Annotated in this window: 20 protein-coding genes; 12 read left to right on the top strand and 8 right to left on the bottom strand. The window is 64.9% G+C overall.

Annotated elements, in window-relative coordinates:
• Positions 1-24: 24 nt before the first annotated feature.
• From catC to benA, 7 genes are all read right to left on the bottom strand, one after another.
• On the bottom strand, positions 25-315 hold the full coding sequence (catC, locus tag ABE528_RS02175; protein ID WP_346652020.1) for a muconolactone Delta-isomerase: 291 nt from the start codon (positions 313-315) through the stop codon (positions 25-27).
• Positions 316-334: 19 nt separating this feature from the next.
• On the bottom strand, positions 335-1,456 hold the full coding sequence (locus ABE528_RS02170; RefSeq protein WP_152957510.1) for a muconate cycloisomerase family protein: 1,122 nt from the start codon (positions 1,454-1,456) through the stop codon (positions 335-337).
• Positions 1,457-1,486: 30 nt separating this feature from the next.
• Positions 1,487-2,809: an aromatic acid/H+ symport family MFS transporter gene (locus ABE528_RS02165; protein WP_346652019.1), complete on the bottom strand. Its 1,323-nt coding sequence runs from the start codon at positions 2,807-2,809 to the stop codon at positions 1,487-1,489.
• 65 nt (positions 2,810-2,874) lie between these two features.
• The gene (locus ABE528_RS02160; protein ID WP_152957512.1) at positions 2,875-3,636 is read right to left on the bottom strand and encodes a 1,6-dihydroxycyclohexa-2,4-diene-1-carboxylate dehydrogenase; all 762 of its coding nucleotides are present in this window, start codon (positions 3,634-3,636) and stop codon (positions 2,875-2,877) included.
• A gap of 104 nt (positions 3,637-3,740) precedes the next feature.
• On the bottom strand, positions 3,741-4,754 hold the full coding sequence (gene benC, locus ABE528_RS02155; RefSeq protein ID WP_152957513.1) for a benzoate 1,2-dioxygenase electron transfer component BenC: 1,014 nt from the start codon (positions 4,752-4,754) through the stop codon (positions 3,741-3,743).
• Positions 4,755-4,824: 70 nt separating this feature from the next.
• Entirely contained in the window at positions 4,825-5,310 is a 486-nt protein-coding gene (benB, locus tag ABE528_RS02150) for a benzoate 1,2-dioxygenase small subunit (RefSeq protein WP_346652018.1), read from the bottom strand.
• Complete coding sequence (benA, locus tag ABE528_RS02145) at positions 5,307-6,677, bottom strand: benzoate 1,2-dioxygenase large subunit (RefSeq protein ID WP_346652017.1); 1,371 nt, start codon at positions 6,675-6,677, stop codon at positions 5,307-5,309. Before benA ends, benB begins: the two co-directional genes overlap by 4 nt.
• 632 nt (positions 6,678-7,309) lie before the next feature.
• On the opposite strand from benA, the gene ABE528_RS02140 reads away from it, so the two are divergent.
• The 12 genes from ABE528_RS02140 to ABE528_RS02085 all read left to right on the top strand — a co-directional run bounded on the left by ABE528_RS02140 (position 7,310) and on the right by ABE528_RS02085 (position 21,908).
• A complete protein-coding gene (locus tag ABE528_RS02140; protein WP_346652016.1) occupies positions 7,310-8,371 on the top strand; it encodes a 3-deoxy-7-phosphoheptulonate synthase in 1,062 nt (353 codons plus the stop codon).
• 81 nt (positions 8,372-8,452) lie between these two features.
• Positions 8,453-8,734, top strand: coding sequence for a peptidylprolyl isomerase (locus ABE528_RS02135; protein WP_054884552.1), 282 nt, complete (start codon positions 8,453-8,455; stop codon positions 8,732-8,734).
• 7 nt (positions 8,735-8,741) lie between these two features.
• Positions 8,742-10,670, top strand: a complete 1,929-nt coding sequence (locus ABE528_RS02130) for an extracellular solute-binding protein (protein WP_346652108.1) — start codon at positions 8,742-8,744, stop codon at positions 10,668-10,670.
• Positions 10,667-11,725: a microcin C ABC transporter permease YejB gene (gene yejB, locus ABE528_RS02125; protein ID WP_346652015.1), complete on the top strand. Its 1,059-nt coding sequence runs from the start codon at positions 10,667-10,669 to the stop codon at positions 11,723-11,725. The genes ABE528_RS02130 and yejB overlap by 4 nt, the downstream gene beginning before the upstream one ends.
• On the top strand, positions 11,725-12,741 hold the full coding sequence (locus tag ABE528_RS02120; RefSeq protein ID WP_152957519.1) for an ABC transporter permease: 1,017 nt from the start codon (positions 11,725-11,727) through the stop codon (positions 12,739-12,741). The genes yejB and ABE528_RS02120 overlap by 1 nt, the downstream gene beginning before the upstream one ends.
• Positions 12,742-12,758: 17 nt before the next feature.
• Positions 12,759-14,141 carry a sigma 54-interacting transcriptional regulator gene (locus ABE528_RS02115; RefSeq protein WP_346652014.1) on the top strand — a complete coding sequence of 461 codons (1,383 nt, stop codon included), beginning with the start codon at positions 12,759-12,761 and terminating at the stop codon, positions 14,139-14,141.
• A gap of 271 nt (positions 14,142-14,412) precedes the next feature.
• Positions 14,413-15,804, top strand: a complete 1,392-nt coding sequence (locus ABE528_RS02110; RefSeq protein ID WP_152957521.1) for a GntP family permease — start codon at positions 14,413-14,415, stop codon at positions 15,802-15,804.
• A gap of 11 nt (positions 15,805-15,815) precedes the next feature.
• Positions 15,816-16,586, top strand: a complete 771-nt coding sequence (hbdH, locus tag ABE528_RS02105) for a 3-hydroxybutyrate dehydrogenase (protein ID WP_346652013.1) — start codon at positions 15,816-15,818, stop codon at positions 16,584-16,586.
• A gap of 55 nt (positions 16,587-16,641) precedes the next feature.
• Positions 16,642-17,121: a serine protease inhibitor ecotin gene (gene eco, locus ABE528_RS02100; RefSeq protein ID WP_346652012.1), complete on the top strand. Its 480-nt coding sequence runs from the start codon at positions 16,642-16,644 to the stop codon at positions 17,119-17,121.
• Positions 17,122-17,179: 58 nt separating this feature from the next.
• Positions 17,180-19,138, top strand: coding sequence for an acetoacetate--CoA ligase (locus ABE528_RS02095; protein ID WP_346652011.1), 1,959 nt, complete (start codon positions 17,180-17,182; stop codon positions 19,136-19,138).
• A gap of 36 nt (positions 19,139-19,174) precedes the next feature.
• The gene (locus ABE528_RS02090; protein ID WP_008095636.1) at positions 19,175-19,450 is read left to right on the top strand and encodes a peptidylprolyl isomerase; all 276 of its coding nucleotides are present in this window, start codon (positions 19,175-19,177) and stop codon (positions 19,448-19,450) included.
• Between the two features lie 133 nt (positions 19,451-19,583).
• The gene (locus ABE528_RS02085; protein ID WP_346652010.1) at positions 19,584-21,908 is read left to right on the top strand and encodes an autotransporter outer membrane beta-barrel domain-containing protein; all 2,325 of its coding nucleotides are present in this window, start codon (positions 19,584-19,586) and stop codon (positions 21,906-21,908) included.
• On the opposite strand, the gene ABE528_RS02080 is transcribed toward ABE528_RS02085, so the two are convergent.
• Positions 21,905-22,528: a LysE family translocator gene (locus ABE528_RS02080; RefSeq protein ID WP_346652009.1), complete on the bottom strand. Its 624-nt coding sequence runs from the start codon at positions 22,526-22,528 to the stop codon at positions 21,905-21,907. The genes ABE528_RS02085 and ABE528_RS02080 overlap by 4 nt on opposite strands.
• Positions 22,529-22,607: the final 79 nt, after the last annotated feature.

The following is a 22,607-nucleotide window of genomic DNA, read 5'->3' as shown; positions in this document are numbered from 1 at the left end:
GGTGTTCTTGGGCAAAGGGTTGAATCAGCGGTCGTCGCTGTGGATCGACGACGGGTGGCGGCACAGGCCGTCGACCTCGATGTCCATGTACGGGAACAGCGGCAGCTGCATCAGCGTGTCGTGCAATGCCTCGACGCTGGGCACGTCGAACACGCTGTAGTTGGCGTAGTGCCCGGCGATGCGCCACAGGTGGCGCCAGCTGCCCTCGCGCTGCAGGCGCTGGGCCAGTTCCTTCTCGTCGGCCTTCAGTTGCGCGGCTTTGGCCGGGGCCATGTCGACCGGCAATTTCACGGTCATCTTCACGTGGAACAGCATGTTCAGTTCTCCTGTTGGTTCAGCGGCGGGCAAAGCGCGCCAGGCGTTGTTCGTCGAGGGTCAGGCCCAGGCCCGGGGTGCGCGGCACGTGCAGCTGGAAGTCGTGGTACTGCGGCGGCTCGTTGACGATCTCTTCGGTCAGCAGCAGCGGCCCGAACAGTTCGGTGCCCCAGGTCAGCTGGCGCAGCGTGAGGAAGGCATGGGCCGAGGCCAGGGTGCCGATCGAGCCTTCGAGCATGGTCCCGCCATACAGCGCGATACCGGCCGCTTCGGCGATCTGCGCGGTGCGCAGCACGGCCCGCGGGCCGCCGTTCTTGGCGATCTTCAGGGCGAAGATGCTGGCTGCGCCGTCGGCGGCCAGGCTGAAGGCGTCCTCGACGCTCTCGATGGATTCGTCGGCCATGATCGGTGCCGGGCTGCGCTGGTTCAGGCGCACCTGGCCGGTGCGGTTGATGCGCGAGATCGGCTGTTCGATCAGGTCGATGCCGTTGTCGCCGAGCACCTGGCAGGCGCGAATGGCTTGCGACTCGTCCCAGTACTGGTTGACGTCGACGCGCACGCTGGCGCGCTCGCCCAGCTCGCGCTTGATCGCCACCACGTGCTTGAGGTCGTGCTCCAGCGGGTTGGCGCCGATCTTCAGCTTGAACACGCGGTGGCGGCGGACTTCCAGCATGTGCTCGGCTTCGGCGATGTCGCGGGCGGTGTCGCCGCTGGCCAAGGTCCAGGCCACTTCCAGGCTGTCGCGCACACGGCCGCCGAGCAGTTCGCTGACCGGCAGGCCGAGGCGCTTGCCCTGGGCGTCGAGCAAGGCGCTTTCGATGCCGGACTTGGCGAAGGTGTTGCCCTTGGCCAGCTTGTCGAGCTTGAGCATGGCGGCGTTGATGTTGTCGGCTGGCAGGCCGACCAGCGCGGGCGCCAGGTGCGCGTCAATGTTGGCCTTGATGCCCTCGGGGCTCTCGTAGCCGTAGGCCAGGCCGCCGATGGTGGTGGCCTCGCCGATGCCTTCGACGCCGTCGCTGCAGCGCAGGCGCAGCACTACCAGGGTCTGCTGCTGCATCGTGTGCATGGCCAGCTTGTGCGGGCGGATGGTCGGCAGGTCGACGATGATCGCGTCCAGCCGTTCGATGGTCGGGCTTGTCATGCAAAAGCTCCAGTTCAGTCAGTTGAAGAATCAGGCCGCCGCCATCTGGGCCTGGCGCCGGCCACTGGCCAGGTGCACGGCCATGGCCAGCGCGGCAATCGCGCCGGGGATGGCGAAGGCGATGAAATTGAGTTGCAGCGGCAGGTTGATGCCCATCAGCGCGCCGCCAAGCAGCGGGCCGACGATGGCACCGTTGCGGCCGATACCCGATGCCCAGCCAAGGCCGGTGGAGCGCACCGACAGGCCGTAGAGCTGGGCAGCACCGGCATACAGCAGGATCTGCGTGCCGATGGTGGTGGCACCCGCGACTAAGATCAGCAGGTAGAGAACCGGCATCGGGCTGTTCACCCCAAGCAGGCTGATCGACAACGCAGCCGCGATGAAGAAGGCCACCTTGACCTTGACCAGGTTGTAGCGATCGCCCAGCCAGCCGCCGAGAATTGCCCCGGCCATGCCGCCGAAGTTCAGCGCCAGCAGGAACGACAGGCTCGACCCCAGGCTGTAGCCGGCGTTGGCCATCAGCTTGGGTAGCCACGCGCTCAGCGCATAGACCATCAGCAGGCAGCAGAAGAACGCCAGCCACAGGGCCAGGGTGCGGATGGCCAGGCCGTTGCGGAACAGTTCCAGCACCGAGCTGCCAGCGCCTTTGCGGTCCGCCGCCTGCAGCGTGTCATCCGCCTGCACATCGCAATCCGGGGCCAGGCGCTTGAGCAGCTTGCGCGCTTCATCGGTACGCCCCTGGCGCACCAGGAAGCCAACGGATTCCGGCAGGTAGTAAAGAATCACCGGCAACAGCAGCAACGGCACCGCAGCGGCGAAGAACATCGACTCCCAGCCAAAGCGCGGCAGCATGAAGATGCCGACCCCTGCCGAGAGCATGCCGCCCAGCGAATAGCCGCTGAACATGATCGCCACCAGGGTGCTGCGCAGGCGTTTGGGCGCGTATTCGTTCATCAGCGCCACGGCATTGGGCATCAGGCCGCCGCAGCCAAGGCCGGCGATGAAGCGGTAGATGCCGAACTCGCCGGGGCTGCTGGCAAAGCCGTTGAGGATGGTCGCCCCGGAGAACAAGGCGAAACAGATGGCGATCCCTTTCTTGCGACCGATGCGGTCGGCCAGGCTGCCGAATGCCAGGGCGCCGAACATCATGCCGAACAGCGCGTAGCTGCCCAGCGCGCCGGCTTGCAACGGGGTCAGGCCCCACTCCTTCATGATCACCGGCAGCACGACGCCGTAGATGAACAGGTCGTAGCCGTCAAAGATCAGCAGCAGGCCGCACAAGGCCATGACCAGCCAGTGAAATGACGTGAAGCGGGCGTTATCGATGATCGGGTGTACGTCTAGGGTTCGCATGGCATCTGTCTCTCTTGTTGTTGTTTTGGAGGAACGCTTTGCCTGGGGGCTTTGATGAGGAGTGTTCAGCCGAGGTCGCCGCCCCCCACCGGCAAGGTCACGCCGGTGATGTAGGAGGCCTCGTCGGAGGCCAGGAAGAGGATCGCGCCGACCTGTTCGTCGATGCTGCCGTAGCGGTGCATCAGGCTGCTGTCGAGGGTCTGGTCGACGATCTGCTGGTACCAGGCCTTTTCCTGCTCGCTCTGCTCGCTGGTGTTGCGCGGCACCCGGCGCGGGGGCGCTTCCGTGCCGCCTGGCGCGGTGGCGTTGACACGAATGCCGCGGCCGGCGGTTTCGAAGGCCAGGCACGCGGTGAGTGCGTTGACGCCGCCCTTGGCCGCGCCGTACGGCACGCGGTTGACCCCACGGGTGGCGATCGACGAGACGTTGACGATGGCACCGCTGCAGCGTTCGAGCATGTACGGCAGTGCCGCGTGGCAGCACCACAGGGTCGGGAACAGCGAGCGGCGCACTTCGGCCTCGATCTGCTCCACTTCATAGTGCTCGAAGGGCTTGGCCCAGATGGTGCCGCCGACGTTGTTGACGAGGATGTCGAGGCGGCCGAAGGTTGCCACCGCCGTGGCCATGACCTGGGAGCAATCGGCATACCGTTCGAGGTCGGCAGTCAGGGTCAGCATGCCCTCCCCGGCCAGTTCGTGGACCAGCTCGGAACGGTCCACCGCCACCACCTGCGCGCCTTCGGCCTTGAGCCGCCAGCACACGCCGCGGCCAATGCCTTGGGCGGCGCCGGTGACCAGCGCGACCTTGCCTTGGAATCTGTTGTTCATCGCTCTTTCCTCATTTGCCCCATCGCCGGCAAAGCCCTCGCCGAGGCCATTGCAATAAAAGGAGGCCACCGGCACCCGCACGATGCCGGCAGCCCCAAGGAAACTCAGGCAGCCGCCGCCGCGAACTTCTCGTAATAGAAATTCACCGGGTTGATGTCCTGCTCGCGCAGGTACTGGCTCACCGCCTCGACCATCGGCGGCGGCCCGCACAGGTACACATCGACATCGCCGTCATTGAGGTGCTGCGGCGCAATGTGCTGGGTCACGTAGCCCTTCTGCGGGTACTGGCTGTCGGGGTTGGCCACGCAGGCGCTGAAGGTGAAGTTGGGGATGCACGCCGCCAAGTCCTGCAAGCGGTCCAGTTCGACCAGGTCGAAATCGTTGGTCACCCCGTAGATCAGGTGCAGCGGGTGCTCGCTGCCCTGCTCGGCAATCTTCTCCAGCATCGCCGTGAACGGTGCCAGGCCCGTACCACCGGCCAGCAGCAACAGCGGGCGCTCGATCGGCCGCAGGTAGAAGCTACCCAATGGGCCAGCCAGGCTCATGCTGTCGCCGGCCTTGGCCAGGCTGGTGAGGAAGCTGCTCATCAGGCCGCCCGGCACGTTGCGGATCAGGAAGCTGACCTCGCCGTCCTTCTGCAGCGAGCTGAAGGAATAGGCGCGGCTCTGGTCGCTGCCCGGCACCTTGAGGTTGACGTACTGCCCCGGCAGGAACGCCAGGCGGCCCAGTGCCTCACCCTTGATCGACAAGGCGATGGTGCTGGCCGACAGCTGGCGCACCTGGCTGATGGCCGCCTCGAAGCTGGCTTGTTCGGTCTTGCACAGTTGTGACGAGGCCGGAATGCGCACCACGCAGTCGCTTTCGGCGCGCATCTGGCAGGTCAGCACGTAGCCTTCGGCGATTTCATCCTCGCTCAGGGCGTCTTCGATGAAGTTGTCGCCCAGGTCGTAGCGCCCGGACTCGGCCTTGCACTTGCAGGTACCGCAGGCGCCGTCGCGGCAGTCCAGCGGGATGTTGATGCCCTGGCGGTAGGCGGCATCGGCCACGGTTTCATGGCCGCTGGCCTCGATGAAGCGGGTCACCCCGTCTTCGAAATTAAGCGCGATCTGGAAGCTCATGTTGCACCTCACGGGCGAGCCTGGCCGCGGCGCGCCAAAGGGCACACCGAGCGGCTCGCGATACCTCGGATCAGATGTGGTAGATGTCGATGACCTGACGCACGTAGTCGTTCTTCAGCACCACCGTCTTGGCCTTGATCAGCGGCTGCTCGCCGTGCAGGTCGAGGGTGTAGAAACTGGTGCCGAAGTAGCTGTCGGTGGTCTTGTAGCGGAAGCTCAGGGTGTGCCAGTTGAAGCGCACCTGGCAGCTGCCTTCGCCCTGTTCGACGATCTCGATGTTGCTGATGTTGTGCGAGGTGCGGGTGTCCGGCACGGTCGCGCTGGAGCGCTCGGTCTTGATGCGGAACACGCGGTCTTCAAGGCCGCCACGGTTGCCGTACCAGATCAGCGAGATTTCGCTCTGTGGGTCTTCGGTGAGGGTGTCGTCATCGTCCCAGGACGGCATCCAGAAGGTCGCGTCGCTGGCGTACAGTTCCAGCCACTGGTCCCACTGGGCATCGTCCAGGTAGCGCGCTTCGCGGTAGAGGAAGTCGCGCACGGTGTCATGCAGGCTCATTGCACGGCCTCCACGGGAATCAGTTGCTGTGCCTGTTGATGCTCCTGTTTCAGCGCCTTGATCATGGTGTCCTGCCAGTACTTGTGCTGCAGCACGAACAGGCCCTCGTCCTCGGTGCGCACGCCCGACAGCAGCGGCTTGAGTTCGATTTCCTTCGCTGCGTCATCGGCACCTTCGACCCAGTGTTGCGCGCCACGGGACATGTCATTCCAGCCGGTGCCGCCGCCGTAGCCGGTCTGGCAGGAGCGGAATTCTTCAAGGTCGTCCGGGGTGGCCATGCCACTGACGTTGAAGAAGTCTTCGTACTGGCGGATACGCTTGGCCCGGGCATCAGCGCTCTCGCCCTTCGGCGCGATGCAATAGATGGTGATTTCGGTCTTGTTCACCGAAATCGGCCGGGCGATGCGGATCTGCGAACTGAACTGGTCCATCAGGTACACATTCGGGTACAGGCACAGGTTGCGCGAGTTCTCGATCATCCAGTCGGCGCGGGCCTGGCCGAAGTCGGCGGCCAGCTGGTCGCGGCGCTCGAAGGCCGGGCGGTCTTCAGGGTTGGCCCAACGGGTCCACAGCAGCAGGTGGCCGTGGTCGAAGGAATAGAAGCCACCGCCCTGCTTGGCCCAGGCACCGGCGCTCATGGTCTTGATCTCGTCACCCGCTTCGCGCTGCTTGCGCTGGTTCTGAGTGGCGGCGTAGTTCCAGTGCACGGAGCTGACGTGGTAACCGTCGGCGCCGTTCTCGGCGGTGAGCTTCCAGTTGCCCTCGTAGATGTACGAGCTGGCACCGCGCAGCACTTCCAGGCCCTCCGGGGATTGGTCGACGATCATGTCGATGATCTTGGCGGACTCACCCAGGTGCTCGACCAACGGCTTGACATCGGCATTCAGGCTGCCGAACAGGAAGCCACGGTACGACTCGAAGCGGGCAACCTTGGTCAGGTCGTGGGAGCCGTCGCAGTTGAAGCTGTCGGGGTAGCCGGCGTTGCTCGGGTCTTTGACCTTGAGCAGCTTGCCGCTGTTGTTGAAGGTCCAGCCGTGGAACGGGCAGGTGTAGCTGGAGCGGTTGCCGCGCTTGTGCCGGCACAGCATGGCACCGCGGTGGCTGCAGGCATTGAGGAAGGCATTGAGTTCCCCGTCCTTGTTGCGCGCGATGAAGATCGGCTGGCGCCCCATGGTCAGGGTGAGGTAGTCATTTTTCTCGGGAATCTGGCTTTCATGGGCCAGGTAGATCCAGTTGCCCTCGAAGATGTGCTTCATCTCCAGGTCGAACAGGCGCGGGTCGGTGAACATTTCACGTTTGCAGCGATAGACGCCGGTTTCGCGATCGTCCTCGAGCATGGCATTGAGGTAGTCGAATCCCAGGGACATGGCCAGGGTCTCCATTGTTATAGTTCAGACCGGGTCAGGTTAGGGTTTGCCCTGGGGCGGCAATATCCATCGTCTGCAGAGTGCTATCCGTTTTGTGCAATTATCGGCGCAATAGCATTTATCCATTGAACAGTGCGCAGCGCCTGAAGTAAGCTCGGGCTCATTCACTGGAGCGCGACATGCCGAAACTCACCCGCAACCCCGCCAACCACACCGGTCGCAACCTGCGCCCTGTGCTGGCCGTTGCCGGCTGCCAGGCTGCTGCCAGCTATTACTTTGGGTATTGGTTTAGCCACTAGGCGCCGATACCCACCCGGCGCCCACCTTCGAGGGGCCGCCGAACATGAGAATACTCAAACCCCCGGTCGGCTCCCCGACCGGGGGTTTTGCTTTTCAGGCCATTGCACTTTTACCGATTCGAACCGAGGACAGATTCATGAACTACGCCACTTATTACTACGCAAGCACCTATGCCTGGCGATTTAGCCAATCCCGTTCGGGCCAGCCTGCCGCCTCCGATCGGTCCCTCACCGGTGGCAATGCTGCAGACAATCAATCAACGAATAGTCGAACACCTCGATAGGGCCGACCGCGCGGGCCAGAACCCGCCGTCCGCCCAGGGAACATACGCCATGCACGCCTCCAACCTCGCTCTGCCCCTGACCCAACCGCAAGCGGCCAACACCACCGTCAGCCAGCGCCTGCCCAGCCCGCACCTGCTCAAGCAACAGATGCCGCTGTCTACCGAACTCGCCCAGCAAGTCCACAGCCAGCGCCAGGCCATCCGCGCCATTCTCGACGGCCGCGATGAGCGCCTGCTGGTGATCGTCGGCCCGTGCTCGATCCACGACCCCCGCTCGGCCCTGGAATACGCCGACCGCCTGGCGGCGCTGAGCCGCGAAGTCGATGACAAGCTGCTGCTGGTGATGCGTGCCTATGTGGAAAAGCCGCGCACCACGGTCGGCTGGAAAGGCCTGGCCTACGACCCGCACCTCGATGGCAGCGACGACATGCATGCCGGCATCGCCCTGTCCCGTGGCTTGATGCTGAGCATGATCGAACGTGGCTTGCCGATTGCCACCGAGTTGCTGCAACCGATGGCGGCCGGCTACTTCGATGACCTGCTGGGCTGGGCGGCGATTGGCGCACGCACCACCGAATCGCAGATTCACCGGGAAATGGTCAGCGGCCTGGCGCTGCCAGTCGGTTTCAAGAACGGCACCGACGGTGGCGTTGGCATCGCCTGTGACGCCATGCGCAGCGCTGCGGCCCCGCACCGCCATTTCGGCATGGATGCGCAGGGCTACCCGGCGATCATCGAGACCTTGGGCAACCCGGACACCCACCTGGTGCTGCGCGGCGGCCATAACGGCCCGAACTACGCTGCCGGCAGCATTGCCCAGGCCCGCCAAGGGCTGGCCAAGGCAGGTTTGCAGGCCCGCATCATGGTCGACTGCAGCCATGCCAACAGCGGCAAGGACCCGGCCCGCCAGCCCGCCGTGTTCGAGGACGTGCTGGCCCAGCGCCTGGCGGGTGACCGCGCGATTGTCGGCGTGATGCTCGAAGGCCACCTGTTCGATGGCTGCCAGGCGCTGGGCAAGGGCGCGCTGAAATACGGCGTGTCGATCACCGATGGCTGCCTGGGCTGGAGCGCGACCGAGAGCTTGCTGCGCGAGGCCGCAGCGCGTCTGTGAAGCGGCTACAGCAAGCCTGGCGAGACATGACCCAATCAAGTGCGCTAGGCTTGCCGTTTTCACCCCCAAGGAGCAGTAACCATGGCACGCGCCACCGCCCGTCACATCCTCGTCGCCACTGAAGACAAGTGCAACGAACTGAAAGCCCAGATCGAAGCCGGTGCCGACTTCGCTGAAATCGCCAAGGCCAACTCCACTTGCCCGTCCAGCCGCCAAGGCGGTGACCTGGGCTCGTTCGGCCCAGGCCAGATGGTCAAGGAATTCGACACCGTGGTGTTCAGCGCCCCGGTCAACACCGTACAGGGCCCGGTCAAGACCCAGTTTGGCTACCACCTGCTGGAAGTGACCAGCCGCCAGGACTGATCTGCTGATCATCGTGTCCCTTGTGGGAGCGGGTTCACCCGCGAATAGGCCAGAGCAGGTAAACCCATTGCCTGCTCGGGCCTCTTCGCGGGTAAACCCGCTCCCACAGGTCATTTATGGGGTCGTGCTTTTGTGTATGGGCTGGATGGCGCAGGCCGCGCCCACTCACGCGCTTACCGTCTACGGCGAAGCCCCCCGCTACAGCGAAAGCGTCCGCCACTTCGACTACGTCAACCCCGACGCCCCCAAGGGTGGCCTGATGCGCCGCTCGGCCATCGAGATCGGCCAGTTCGACCATATCCTGCCCTACATCGACAAAGGCATCGGCGTCAGCGAGGTCGATGGCTGGCTGTATGCGCCCCTGGCGCAACGCTCGTTCGACGAGCCTTATACCGTCTACGGCCTGATCGCCCGGCGCATGGAACGCGGCCCGGATGACACCTGGCTGCGCTTCGAGATCGACCCCAAGGCGACCTTCGCCGACGGCAAGCCGGTGCGCGCCGAAGATGTGCGCTTCAGCTTCGACAAGCTCATGGCCGAAGGCAGCCTCAAGTACCGCACCCAGTTCGCCGAAGTCGCCGGGGTCACGGTCGAAGGCCCGCTGCAGGTGCGCTTCGACTTCAAACAGCCGCACGGCCGCACCCTGGCCCTGGACCTGGCCAGCCTGCCGGTACTGCCCGAGCACGACTGGGGTAACCGCGACTTCGCCAACGGCGCCGGTTTCGACAAGCCGGTTGGCAGCGGCCCGTACCGCATCGGGCGCATCGACAACGGCCGCAGCATCACCTTCGAACGCGACCCGAACTGGTGGGCCAAGGACCTGCCTGCCAACCGCGGGCGCTACAATTTCGAACACATCCGCATCGAGTATTTCGGCGATACCGAAGTGGCGCGCCAGGTGCTCAAGGGCGGCGGCTACGACTACAACCGCGAGTTCTCCGCCACCGCCTACACCCTGGGCTACAACGGCGCGCAGCTGGACGATGGCCGCCTGCAGCGCGCCCATCTCGGCCCGGCCAAGCCGCAAGCGGCCCAGGGCTTCGTGTTCAACCTGGACAAGCCTCAGTTCAAGGACCGCCGCGTGCGCCAGGCGCTGGCCATGCTCTGGGACTTCGAATGGAGCAATCGGCAGATGATGCGCAATATGTACATCCGCCAGCAGAGCGTGTTCTCCAATACCCCGCTGGCAGCCCGCGAACTGCCGGATGCGGGCGAGCTCAAGCTGCTCGAACCGCTGCGTGGCCGGGTGCCGGACGAAGTCTTCAACCAGGTGTTCACGGCACCGGTTACCGACGGCTCGGGGATCATTCGCCCGCAACAGTTGCAGGCGCTGGCCTTGCTGCAACAGGCCGGCTGGCACCCCGACGGCGATCGCCTGGTCAACGCCCAGGGTGAGCCGCTGGAATTCACCTTCCTCAACGGCCAGTCCGGTATGGAGCGCCTGCTGTTGCCGTGGAAGCGCAACCTGGCCCAGATCGGTATCACCCTGAACATCCGCAACGTCGATTCGGCGCAGTACGTGAACCGGCTGATGGCCCGTGACTACGACATGATCGTCACTGGCTATTCGGTGACCCTGTCGCCAGGCGCCGAGCTGTACAACTACTTCGGCTCGGCCGCCGCCAACGACCCGGGCTCGAACAACCTGATGGTGCTCAAGGACCCGGTGGTCGACCAGCTGATCGACGGCCTGGTGCGCGCCGACACCCAGGCCGACATGCTGCGCCATGCCCATGCCCTGGACCGGGTGCTGCAATGGAACTACTACTGGATCCCCAACTATTACCCGCCCGGCAGCTCGACGGTGTGGTGGAACCGCTTCGGCCTGCCGAACGTCCAGCCCGCCTATGACGAAGGCCTCGACAGCTGGTGGGAAATCAGCCCGACGGCGCTGACCAATGCGCAGATGGCCGAACGGCAGAAGGCCCAGCCATGACCAGCTACCTCCTGCGGCGCCTGCTGCTGATCATTCCGACCTTGCTGGCGATCCTGCTGGTCAACTTCGCCATCGTCCAGGCCGCGCCCGGCGGCCCGGTCGAGCAGGCGGTGGCGCGGCTGCAGGGGCTGGGCGGCGGTGCGCCAGGCTCGCGGACCGAAGTGGTACACGGCGAGTCCCGTGCCACCCGCGGCCTGGACCCGAAGCTGATCGAGGAGATCAAGCGCCAGTACGGTTTCGACAAGAGCGCCCCGCAACGCCTGTGGCTGATGCTCGGCCAGTACGCCCGGCTGGACTTCGGCCAAAGCTTCTTCCGCGGCGCCAAGGTCACCGACCTGATCCTCGACAAGCTGCCGGTGACCCTGTCGCTGGGCTTCTGGGCCACGCTGATCACCTACCTGGTGTCGATCCCTTTGGGCATCCGCAAGGCGGTACGCCACGGCAGCCGCTTCGATGCCTGGAGCAGTGCGCTGATCGTGGTCGGCTATGCCCTGCCCTCGTTCCTGTTCGCGCTGCTGCTGATCGTGCTGTTCGCCGGCGGTACTTCGCTGAACTGGTTCCCGGTGCGTGGCCTGGTATCGGATGACTTCGACCAGCTCAGCCTGCTGGGCAAGGTCGCCGATTACTTCTGGCACCTGGTGCTGCCGGTCGGCGCCCTGGTGATCGGTGGCTTTGCCACCCTCACCCTGCTGACCAAGAACGCCTTCCTCGATGAAATCTCCCGCCAGTACGTGGTCACCGCCCGCGCCAAGGGCCTGAGCGAACGCCGCGTGCTTTATGGGCACGTGTTGCGCAACGCCATGCTGCTGGTGCTGGCCGGCCTGCCCCAGGCGTTGATCACGGTGTTCTTTGCCGGCTCGCTGCTGATCGAGGTGATCTTCTCCCTCGACGGCCTTGGCCGCATGAGCTACGAAGCGGCCGTGTCCCGCGACTACCCGGTGGTGTTCGGCACGCTGTTCATCTTCACCCTGGCCGGCCTGCTGTTCCGCCTGATCGGTGACCTGGCCTTCACCGTGCTCGACCCGCGCATCGACTTCGACACGAGGGCGCACTGATGCTGTCGCCGGTTGCGCGTCGTCGCCTGCAGCGTTTTCGCCGCAACCGCCTGGGCTGGGTGTCGCTGTGGCTGTTCGCCGGCCTGCTGATACTGAGCCTGTGCGCGGAGCTTGTGGCCAACGACAAGCCGCTGCTGCTGAGCTACAAAGGTGATCTGTACACGCCTGCGCTCAAGCGTTACAGCGAGCAGCAGTTCGGTGGCCAGCTGCCGTTCCAGCCCGATTACCGCAGCGCCTACGTGCGCCAGTTGATCGAGGGCCAAGGCGGCTGGATGCTGTTCGCCCCCATCCCGTTCAGTGCCGACACACCCAACTACGACCTGTTGGTCCCCACTCCCAGCCCGCCGAGCGCGAGCAACTGGCTGGGCACCGACGACCAGGGCCGCGACGTGCTGGCGCGGGTGCTGTATGGCACGCGTACCTCGCTGCTGTTCGCCTTTGCCCTGACCGTGATCAGCGTACTCATCGGGGTCGGTGCCGGCGCGCTGCAAGGCTATTACGGTGGCTGGGTGGACCTGTTCGGGCAGCGCTTGCTGGAGGTCTGGTCGGGGCTGCCGGTGCTGTACCTGCTGATCATCCTCAGCGGCTTTGTCGAGCCGGATTTCTGGTGGCTGCTGGGCATCATGGCACTGTTCTCGTGGCTGGCCCTGGTCGATGTGGTGCGCGCCGAGTTTCTGCGCGGGCGCAACCTCGAATACGTCAAGGCGGCGCGTGCCCTGGGGCTGTCAGACACCCTGGTGATGCTGCGTCATGTGCTGCCTAACGCGATGAATGCGACGTTCACCTACGTACCGTTCATGCTCACCGGGGCGATCACCACGCTGACAGCGCTGGATTTCCTCGGCTTCGGCATGCCCGCGGGCAGTGCCTCGCTGGGAGAACTGGTGACCCAGGGCAAGCAGCACCTGGAAGCGCCGTGGCTGGGCTTTACCGCGTTCTTTGCCCTGGCGGTGATCCTGTCACTGCTGGTGTTCATCGGCGATGCGCTGCGCGAGGCGTTCGACCCCAGAAGATAGGTTTCAGGATTCTTCCCATGCATGACAGCGACAGCCTCAAGGACTACCCCCAGGTACGGCAACTGGCGATCCGCTCGTTGTTCGAAATCATCGAGCAGTCCAGCGAAGGCACGGTGATCGTCGACCGCGACGCACGCATTGTCTGGATGAACGAGCGCTACGCCCGGCGCTTCGGCCTGGCCGACGCGGCCAGCGCGATCGGCCAGCCGTGCGAGGCGGTCATACCGGGCAGCCTGATGCGCCAGGTGGTCAGCGATGGCCGGCCGATCCTGCTGGACATGCTCGATACCCCCAACGAGCCGCTGGTGGTGATGCGCCTGCCGATTCACGATGCCCAGGGCGCCCTGATCGGCGCCATCGGCTTCGCCCTGTTCGAGGAGCTGCGCAGCCTGTCGCCCTTGCTCAAGCGCTTTGCGAGCATGCAGCAGGAGCTGGCCAGCACCCGCTCGCAATTGCGCGCACGCCAGGCCAAGTACAGTTTTGCCCAGTTCGTCGGCAGCAGCCCGGCCAGCCTCGAAGCCAAACGCCGCGCACGGCGCGGTGCCAGCAGCGATTCGCCCGTGCTGCTGCTGGGCGAGACCGGCACCGGCAAAGAGTTGCTGGCGCATGCCATCCATGCGGCTTCGCCGCGGGCGCACAAGGCCTTCGTCAGTATCAACAGCGCGGCAATCCCCGAAACCCTGCTGGAAGCCGAGTTCTTCGGCACCGCGCCCGGCGCCTTTACCGGTGCCGATCGCAAGGGCCGCAGCGGCAAACTGCAACTGGCCGAGGGCGGCACCTTGTTCCTCGACGAGATTGGTGACATGCCCTTGGCGCTACAAAGCAAGTTGCTGCGCGTACTGCAGGAAAAGGAGTACGAACCGGTCGGCTCCAACCAGATGCTGCGCAGTGACGTGCGCATCATTGCCGCTACCTCCATCGACCTGCAGGCAGCCATGGCCCGCGGGGCGTTTCGTGCCGATCTTTACTACCGGCTGAATGTGCTGCCGATCGAAGTGCCGCCGCTGCGCGAGCGGGTCGAGGACTTGCCGGCGCTGTGTGAAGCGATCCTGGCCGAGTTGGGTAGCCAGTACGAACTGGAGCAGGATGCCCAGGCATTGCTGGCGCGGCATGGGTGGCCTGGGAACATTCGTGAGCTGCGCAACGTGCTGGAGCGGGCGACGTTGCTGGCTGACCAGCCGCGCCTTGGCGTAGCCGACCTGGCTGCGGCGCTGGGGCCATTGAGCCCGGTCGCGGGTCAGGAACAACGGATGAGCTATCGTGAGGCGTGCGAACAGTTCGAGCGCCGGCTGATTGGCGGGGCATTGGCCGAGCATTCGGGGAATGTGCCTGAAGCGGCCAAGGCCTTGGGGTTGGGGCGTTCGACCTTGTACAAGAAGATGGTTGCGCTTGGTCTCTGATTAGAGATTTGTGTTTCTAATTTGAGATTGTCACGAGGGCTTCGCCCTCGATCGCCGGCACGCCGGGCTCCCCCTGGGTGCCGCGCCCCCTGTGGGAGCCGCGCTTGCCGGCGATGGGCTGCAAAGCAGCCCCTTACCGTCTCAACATATAGACACGGCTTAAAACTGGAAGAGGATTTTCCTTTAAATTCAATACGTTACTAATTTGGCACGATTCCCGCTATCTCCCGGTCACCCATAACAACAAGACTCACCCAGGAGATCCATCCCGATGACCGTGCTCATCGCCCTCGCCGCTCTGGCCCTGCTGATGCTGGCCGCCTACCGCGGCTACAGCGTGATCCTCTTCGCCCCCATCGCCGCCCTCGGCGCCGTCCTGCTCACCGACCCCGCCGCCGTGGCCCCCGCGTTCACCGGGGTGTTCATGGAGAAGATGGTCGGCTTCATCAAGCTCTACTTCCCGGTGTTTTTGCTCGGCGCGGTGTTCGGCAAGCTGATCGAACTGTCCGGTTTCTCGCGCTCGATCGTCGCCGCTGCCATCCGCCTGCTCGGCACCCGCCAGGCAATGCTGGTGATCGTGCTGGTCTGCGCCCTGCTCACCTATGGCGGCGTGTCGCTGTTCGTGGTGGTGTTCGCGGTGTATCCGTTCGCCGCCGAAATGTTCCGCCAGAGCGACATACCCAAGCGCCTGATCCCGGCGACCATCGCCCTGGGCGCGTTCTCGTTCACCATGGACGCCCTGCCCGGCACCCCGCAGATCCAGAACATCATCCCCAGCACCTTCTTCAACACCACCGCCTGGGCCGCGCCGTGGCTGGGGTTGATCGGCACGCTGTTCGTGTTCTGCAGCGGCATGCTCTACCTGCAGCGCCAACGCAACAAGGCCCAGCGTGCGGGCGAAGGCTATGGCAGCAACCTGCGCAACGAGCCTGAGACGGCCGCTGACCTGGCCCTGCCCAACCCCTGGCTGGCGCTGTCGCCGCTGGTGCTGGTGGGCGTGATGAACCTGCTGTTCACCCACTGGATCCCGCAGTGGTATGGCCCCAGCCACACCCTGCAACTGCCGGGCATGAGCGCGCCGGTCAACAGCGACGTGGCCAAGCTCACGGCGATCTGGGCGGTGCAGGCGGCTCTGCTGGTGGGCATCGTGATGGTGCTGGTATGTGCCTTCGGGGTTATCCGCGAGCGCCTGGCCGAAGGTACCAAGAGTGCAGTGGGTGGCGCCCTGCTGGCGGCCATGAACACCGCATCCGAGTATGGCTTTGGTGCCGTGATCGCTTCGCTGCCGGGCTTTCTGGTGCTGGCCGATGCCTTGCGCGGAATACCCAACCCGCTGGTCAACGAAGCGATCACCGTGACCTTGCTGGCCGGCATCACCGGCTCCGCTTCGGGCGGCATGAGCATCGCCCTGGCGGCCATGAGCGACAGCTTCATCGCCGCTGCCCATGCTGCCAACATTCCCCTTGAAGTGCTGCACCGGGTGGCCGCGATGGCCAGCGGCGGCATGGACACCCTGCCGCACAACGGCGCGGTGATCACCTTGCTGGCAGTGACCGGGCTGACCCACCGCGAAGCCTACAAGGACATTTTCGGTATTACCCTGATCAAGACCGTGGCGGTATTCGTGGTCATCGCCACCTTCTACGCCACCGGCATCGTCTAAGGAGTTTGTGCATGACTTTGAAAGGCAAGACGGCACTCGTCACCGGCTCCACCAGCGGCATCGGCCTGGGTATCGCCCAGGTGCTGGCCCGCGCCGGAGCGAACATTGTGCTCAACGGTTTCGGCGACCCGTCGCCAGCCTTGGCACAGATCGCCAGCCATGGCGTCAAGGTTGCCCACCACCCGGCGGACCTGTCCGAGGTGGCACAGATCGAAGCGCTGTTCGCGATGGCCGAACGGGAGTTCGGCGGCGTCGACATCCTGGTCAGCAACGCCGGCATCCAGCACGTGGCGCCGGTGGAGCAGTTCCCGCTGGAAAGCTGGGACAAGATCATCGCCCTCAACCTCTCGGCAGTGTTCCATGGCACCCGCCTGGCCCTGCCCGGCATGCGCGCGCGCAACTGGGGGCGGATCATCAATATCGCTTCGGTACACGGGCTGGTCGGTTCCACCGGCAAGGCGGCCTATGTGGCGGCCAAGCACGGCGTGATCGGGCTGACCAAGGTGGTGGGGCTGGAAACCGCCACCAGCAACGTCACCTGCAACGCCATCTGCCCAGGCTGGGTGCTGACCCCGCTGGTGCAGAAACAGATCGACGATCGTGCTGCCAACGGCGTCGATCCGCAGCAAGCACAAGAGGATCTGCTGGCCGAGAAGCAGCCTTCACTGGCCTTCGTCACCCCCGAGCACCTCGGTGAGCTGGTACTATTCCTGTGCAGCGAGGCCGGTAGCCAGGTTCGCGGTGCCGCCTGGAACGTCGACGGTGGCTGGTTGGCCCAGTGACGGGCGGCCTGGGCCTGGCAACGGTCTTGCACCCGTCTATCTGCAAGGAGGCCCTATGCGCCCTACCCCAATGTCCGCGATCTTTGCCCTGACCCTGGCCGCCGCCGCTCCGGCGATGGCGGCCAGCCTCAAGGACGTCGCGCCCTATCCCGAGGCGGAAAAAGGCTTCACCCGGCAGGTCATCCACTTGCCGGCGCAAACCGATGAATCGGCCCACAAGCTGGAAATCCTGGCCGGCAAGACGCTGGAAGTGGACTGCAACCGCCAGCGCCTGGCCGGCAGCCTGGAAGAGCATACCCTCGAAGGCTGGGGATACAGCTACTACCGCCTGGACAAGGTCGCTGGCCCGGCCAGCACCCTGATGGCCTGCCCGGATGGCAACAAGACCCAGGCCTTCGTGCCGGTGGTCGGTGAAGGCTTCATGTTGCGCTACAACAGCAAGCTGCCCGTGGTGGTGTACGTGCCCAAGGGTGTCGAAGTGCGATATCGCGTGTGGTCGGCATCGGCCGACGTGCAAACCGCTAAAGTGGAATAAGTGACTCCGAGGGCCCTTCATGGGGCCCTCAACCCCAAGCATTCTCTGGAGGTTCGGCATGAACGATGTGCTCTGGCGCCCCTCCACGGCGCAGATCGAAGCCAGCCGGATGGATGCCTTCCGCCGCCGGGTGAACCTGCGCTACAACCTGCAGCTCAATGACTACGCGGCCCTGCACCGCTGGAGCATCGAGCAGCGCCCGGCCTTCTGGCAAACCCTTGCCGACTATTTTCAGGTGGCCTGGCATACCCCGCCCAGCCAGGTCCTCAGCGAAGGCGCGCACATGCCCGACGCCCGCTGGTTCAGCGGCGCCACGCTGAATTTCGCCGAACACCTGCTGCGCCGTCGTGACGACCGGCCTGCGCTGGTTTCGGTGCGCGAAGATGGCCAACGCGTGGTCATCACTCATGCCCAACTGGCCGCCGAAGTCGCAGGCCTGCAGAAGGCGTTCATGGCAGCCGGCGTCAAGCCCGGTGACCGCATCGCTGCGGTCATGCCCAATACCTGGCAAACCCTGGTGGCGATGCTCGCCTGCACCAGCCTGGGCGGGGTCTGGTCGACGTCCTCGCCGGAGTTCGGCCTGCACGGCATCATCGACCGGTTCGGCCAGATCGAACCGAAACTGCTGCTGGTCTGCGCCGGTTATCAATACGCCGGCAAGTCGATCGACCAGGTCGACAAGATCAACCAGGTCTGCGCCCAGTTGCCGGGGCTGCAGCAGTTGATCGTGGTGCCCTATACCCGCCCGCACACACAAGCGGCTGAATTCACCGCCGCCAAGGTCAGCCTGTGGGATGACTTCTACCAGCCTGGCGGCGAGCCTGTGTTTGCCTCGCTGCCGTTCGACCACCCGCTGTACATCCTCTATTCCAGCGGCACCACGGGTGTGCCCAAGTGCATCGTCCACCGCGCCGGCGGCCTGCTGCTGCAGCACCTCAAGGAACACGGCCTGCACAACGACCTGAAGGCCGACGACGTGCTGTTCTACTACACCACCTGCGGCTGGATGATGTGGAACTGGCTGGCCAGCGGCCTGGCCGTCGGCGCCACCCTGGTGCTGTACGACGGCTCACCGTTCCACCCTGGCCCCGAGCGCCTGCTCGACCTGATCGACGGCGAACGCATCCAGGCCTTCGGCACCAGTGCCAAGTACCTGGCTGCGCTTGAACAGGCCGGTCTGCAACCGGCCCGCAGCCATCGCCTGGACAGCCTGCGGCTGATCCTGTCTACCGGTTCACCGTTGTCGCCACACAGCTACGACTACGTCTACGGCAAGATCAAGGCTGATGTGTGCCTGGCCTCGATGTCCGGTGGCACCGATATCGTTTCGTGCTTCGTGCTCGGCAACCCGACCCTGCCAGTGCGACGTGGCGAAATGGCCTGCAAGGGCCTGGGCATGGCCGTGGAGGTCTGGAACGAGCAGGGCCAGCCGGTGCTCGACGAAAAAGGCGAGCTGGTCTGCACCCGCAACTTCCCGTCGATGCCCCTGGGCTTCTGGAACGACGCTGACGGCAGCCGCTACCATGACGCCTATTTCAGCCAGTTCGCCGGGGTCTGGGCGCAGGGCGACTACGCCGAGCAGCGCAGCAGCGGTGGCTGGTTGATCCATGGCCGTTCCGACGCCGTGCTCAACCCCGGCGGCGTGCGCATCGGCACGGCCGAGATCTACCGCCAGGTGGAAAAGGTCGAAGAGGTGCTGGAAAGCGTGGCCATCGGCCAGGACTGGCACGGCGATGTGCGCGTGGTGCTGTTCGTGCGCCTGCGCGATGGCCTGCACCTGGACGACGCCCTGCGCCAGCGCATTCGCCAGGTGATCCGCCAGTACACCACACCGCGCCATGTGCCGGCGGTGATCGCCCAGGTCAGCGACATCCCGCGCACCATCAGCGGCAAGCTGGTGGAACTGGCCATCCGCAACGTGGTGCACGGGCTGCCGGTGAAAAATACCGACGCCCTGGCCAACCCGCAGGCGCTGGAGCAGTTTCGTGACCGCACGGAGCTGCGCGATCAGGCATAATGGCGCCCTTTTTCGCCCCGAAGCACAGGTGTACCCATGAAAGCTCAAGCCCGCCACATCCTGGTCAAGACCGCTGACGAAGCCGAAAAGCTCAAGCAGCGCATCGCCAACGGCGAGGCCTTCGACGTGCTGGCGAAGAAGTTCTCCACCTGCCCGTCGGGCAAACGCGGCGGTGACCTGGGTGAAGTACGCCCGGGCCAGCTGGTCGGCGCGATCGACCAGGTGATCTTCAAGAAGCCCCTGCGCGTGGTGCACGGGCCGATCAAGAGCAAGTTCGGCTACCACCTGGTGCAGACCTTCTATCGCGATTGATAGCCACGGGCCACCTAGCATTTTTGCCAGTTGCCCCGTGTTCGCGCATTCCATACAACTCAGGCAGGGCCGAAGCGGCACCTAAGATGCCGCTTCAGGTAGTGGTCCCTCTAATGGACACGGAGACCTGCCTATGCGTTGCCCTCGCCTGCTACTGCCTGCTGCCTTTCCCCTCGTTGCCCTGCCGCTGATCGTCCACGCGCAAGCCTTGGTGGTTTCGCCTGGCGACAACCTGGGTGCCGTCGTACAGACCCCGGCCATCGACGACTTCAGGATGACCGGCGGGACCGTGCAATCGCTCAATCAAGGGCAAGGCTACGACACGTTCTCCATGTCCGCCGGGCAGATCGTCGGTGCATTCGAGGATGGCGACTACGCGACCTTCGCCGGCGGGCGTATTGGCCGCGTCGACCTCAAGCTGGCAGACAACTACTTCGAAATGTCCGAGGCCCCTGGTGTCGATACCTTGATCGATGGCAACCTGGTCAGCGGCTTCGGCAACGACACCATCATCCTGCGTGGTGGCACCATCGGCGGCAACATCAGTACCAGCGGCGGAGTCGACGACATCACCATCAGCGGCGGCCTGCTGAAAGGCAATGTACTGGCCAGTGCGGGAGACGACGTCTTCACCTGGACTGGCGGCCGTATTCGCGGCGAGGTCGATATGGGCCCGGGTGATGACCATGCAACCATCGTCGGCCTCGACTCCAGCACGCTGGTCATTGCCCTGGACGGTGGCCGCGGCAACGACAGCCTGGTATTCGAGAACAGCCAGATCAATGGCGCAACCCGGTATGTGAACTGGGAAGCCATCGGCCTGTTCGAAAACAGCCGCCTCACACTGGACGACACCTTGACCCTTGGCGACGGCACCGCTGAGCAGCCTGGCAGCGGCACTGGCGCCTTGCTCATCGACGACAGCAGTACACTGGTTTCCCGCCAAGGCACCATCACGCCCGTCAGCCAAGGGCAGAAGGCGACGCTGAACAATGCTGGTACCCTCGACCTCAGCAGTGGCGATGACGCTCAAGGCAGATTGACTGTGAACGGCAATTACGTGGGGGAAAATGGACTGTTGCGCGTAAACAGCGTGTTGGCAGGTGACGACGCAGCCTCCGACCGGCTGGTCGTCAGCCAAGGCACGATCACCGGCAGTACGCGCTTGCAGGTCAACAACCTGGGCGGCACCGGTGCTACCACCCTGCAGAACGGCATCCAGGTGGTCGAGGCTCGCAATGGCGCCACCAGCAGCGCCACCGCCTTTGTCCAGACACAGACGCTGTCGGTCGGCGCCTACGACTACCGGCTGTTCAAGGGCGGGGTAACCGCAGGCAGCGAGAACAGCTGGTACCTGCGCTCGACGCTGGTGGCAACACCGTCCGCCACCGCCCCGGCACCAGGTGAGCCGCCAGTCGAGCCCGCAGCAACCCCACCCGTGGCTGCACCGGCTCCCGGCCAGGCCGAGCTGCCAGCCCCGGTTGCCGGCGTCAGTGTGCCGCTGTACCGCCCCGAAGTGCCGGTTTACGCCGCCGCACCACGGGGTGCTGCAATCATCGCTCGTCAGGCCCTGGGCACCTTCCACCAACGCCAGGGTGACCAGCAGTTGCTGGCTGGCCAAGGCAGCCTGCCCGCCAGCTGGGGCCAGGCCTACGGCGGCGCGCTGCGCCAGCAATGGAGCGGCACCGTCAGCCCGAGCCTGAACGGTGACCTGTACGGTTTCAAGGTGGGCCAGGACCTGTATGCCAAGCTCAGCGATAACGGCTATCGCCAGCATCTGGGCCTGTATGTCAGCCACAGCCGGCTGGACGCCGACGTCAAAGGCTTCGCATTGGCCGTGAAGGACCGCAGCGTTGGTGACTTGAAGCTCGATGGCGACAGCGTTGGCGGCTACTGGACGCTGGTTGGGCCACAAGGCTGGTACCTCGACAGCGTGCTGCAGTACACCAAACTCGATGGCCGCGCCCGCTCTGACCGGGGCGACAAACTGAACATCGACGGCCACGCCTGGACCGCATCGCTGGAGTCCGGCTACCCGATCAGCCTGTCCGAACGCTGGACCCTGGAGCCGCAAGCCCAGCTGATTGCCCAGAAAGTCTCACTGGACAGCGCCAACGACAGCGTCGCGCACGTCAGCCATGATGCCCAGGTCGAGCTCACCGGCCGGCTCGGCGTGCGCCTCGAAGGCGCCTACAACGCCAGCAGCGGGCGCCTGCTGCAACCCTACGCGCAGCTCAACCTGTGGCATGGCGACGGCGGTCGCGACACCTTGACCTTCGATGGGGTGGACAAGATCAAGACCGACTACCGCTACACCTCGTTGCAGCTGGAAACCGGCCTGGCTGCCCAGGTCAGCGCGGCGCTGAGCCTGCACGGCGGCGTGCAGTACTCAAGCAACCTCGACAGCCGCCAGCAGGAAGCCAGCGGCGTGAACCTGGGCGTGCGCTGGCAGTTCTAGCGGCGCGCCGCCAGCAGGCCAAGGCCAGCGCAACCGAGCAGCGAGGCGCTGACCCGGTTGAACAACCGGCGCGGCCCTGGCTGGCTGAACCAGCGTTGCAGGTAGGCACCCAGGCCTGAGTAGATGGCGATCGCTGCCCACTCCAGCAGCAGGAACAGCATGCCGAGCCAGAGGAACTGCTCGCTCACCGGGGTGGCGCTGCCAACCGAGACGAACTGCGGCAGGAAGGCGGTGAAGATCAGGATGGCCTTCGGGTTGCCCGCCGCCACCCAGAATTCCTGGCGCGCCAGGCGCCAGGTGCCGCGCGGATGATCACCGGCCACCACGGCCTCGCCAACTGGGGCGCGCCACAGCTGCCAGGCGATGTAGAACAGGTACGCCGCGCCCACCACCTTGACTGCCAGGAACAGGAATTCGCTGGTGTGCAGCACCACCGCCAGGCCCATGGCGGCCAGGGCGATCATGCCGCTGAAGGCAAGAATCCGCCCGGCGCCGGCCACGCAGGCGGTGCGCAGGCCGAAGCGGCTGGCATTGTGCAACGACAACAGGTTGTTCGGCCCCGGCGCCATGTTCAGGGCAAAGCAGGCAGGGATGAATAGCAACAGGCTCGACAGGTCCATTTTGTTCTCCAGGCAATCAGCCGCTACTGTCGATGCCGGGCCGGGGCCGGGTCAAGGTACAGCCAGCGGCAAAAACTGT

This window comes from Pseudomonas sp. TWI628 (assembly GCF_039673865.1).
In the GTDB taxonomy this organism is placed as follows: Bacteria; Pseudomonadota; Gammaproteobacteria; order Pseudomonadales; family Pseudomonadaceae; genus Aquipseudomonas.
This window is presented reverse-complemented; position numbering and strand designations above follow the sequence as displayed.